General features: G+C 48.9%; 1 pseudogene. It reads right to left on the bottom strand.

Going from position 1 to position 1,714, the window contains the following annotated elements:
- A pseudogene (locus KIV40_RS34455) lies at positions 1-1,214 on the bottom strand (DNA translocase FtsK); the annotation flags it as partial.
- Positions 1,215-1,714 lie beyond the last annotated feature (500 nt).

Raw genomic sequence — 1,714 nt, 5'->3', positions numbered from 1 at the left:
CGTACGCCTAACGCAGACATTAGCTTGTAACGTCGCTCCATCTCGCCCACACACCAGCGCAGTGCGTTAGAAGCATCTTTCATATCGGTAACCACTTCTGACAATAGATGTGGGATACCTTCATAGATAGATAGCTCGAGCATTTTCGGGTCGATCATAATGAAGCGCAGATCTTCAGGCGTTGCTTTATACAGCATACTCAGAATCATTACGTTCACACCCACCGATTTACCCGAACCAGTGGTACCTGCCACACGTGAGGCATTTTTGCGATATCAGCAATAACCGCTTCACCCGCAATGTCTTGCCCCATTACGACAGTTGTTGGTGATTTAGCATCAATAAACTGTTGGCTACCCACCACATCAGAGAAGAACACTGTTTGTCGACTCATGTTCGGTAGCTCTAAACCTACGTATGGTTTGCCCGGAATAACGTACTGCCATCGCAGACAATGAACGTGCTAAGTCCATCGATAGACTTGAGATTCGACTCACTTTCACACCCGGAGCAAGATCAAGTTCAAATCGAGTAATAACTGGGCCAGGGAAAATATCTACCACCTCGGCTTTAATCTTGTAGTCAGCGAGCTTTGACTCAACCAGACGCGCAATATCTTCTAGAGCATCGCGATCAATAAAGTTGTCACGCTTCTCAGGGTGATAGAGTAGCTCTAAAGTCGGCATCGGAGACGTCGGCTTAGGCAGATTAGGCTCTTTTTGAACCAAGAACGGATTTTGCGCCGCCGCCATATTCGCCTGAGCTTCAGAAACAATATTCTGGAACGCTGCAACATCTTGGTCTGGGTGTGCCGGTTCTTCTTCTGTCACCTCTTCCCACGGCAAATCGATCGCTTTTTCATTGCTATCAGACTGTGGCTGAGGTTCAACCACTTCTGCAGACGCTTGCGGTGCGCTTGGCTCTTCCCAAGGCGTCTCGTCTGCTACAGGGGCATCTTGCGCAAACGCAGGTTCAAACTCTTCATGAGCTTGATTGCTATGTAATGGTTCATCGGCAGTCGTTGGCTCGATAAACATCGGCTCAGGAATCACTTCTGGTTCAGGATCAAAGGTAAATGACGGCTCTTGATGCTCAGAGTCTTGCGAAATTGGTTCCTGATAAACTGGCTCTTGATGAGCGGGCTCAGCTGAAAACTCTGGTTCGTGATTCTGATAAGGTGCCGGCTCAGTAGGCTGTTCTTGCATATACTCTTGGTAGGCCGCTTGCGAGTGATGCGCTTCAGCTTGAGTTTGTTCCGCTAAGTCATCTTCATCCATTGCCGCATGCTCAAGTTGCTCAATCGTCGCATTTAGCTGTTTAGAACGTTCAACGCCCTCTTCTAATGGCTCTTCTGGCGCTTGAAAAATTGGTTTCGGCGTTTGAATCGGTTGTGGATCAGGCGCGGCTTGTACTGGAGCGATATGCGCTGGCGCGATCGACTCAGGCGCTGTGGTTTTAACCGGTTGCGCAGCAGCCTCCGGTACTTCCGTCGGCATATGAATATTGTAATGGCGTTTAGGCTCAGTCGATTCTACTGGCTCTGCTTGATCGGGTTCTGCGGTTGCAGAGAAATGCAAACTTGGATCGCTAGTCAGTGGGTCGTATTGTTCCTCAACATTTTCAGCAATACCTTCAATGGCAGGCTTGCTGCCTTCAAGCTCTAGCGCATCATGTTGTTCCGTCTCTCTCAGCTCTGGCTAGAGCATCTCTTGAT

The organism is Vibrio sp. D173a (assembly GCF_030248475.1).
This window is presented reverse-complemented; position numbering and strand designations above follow the sequence as displayed.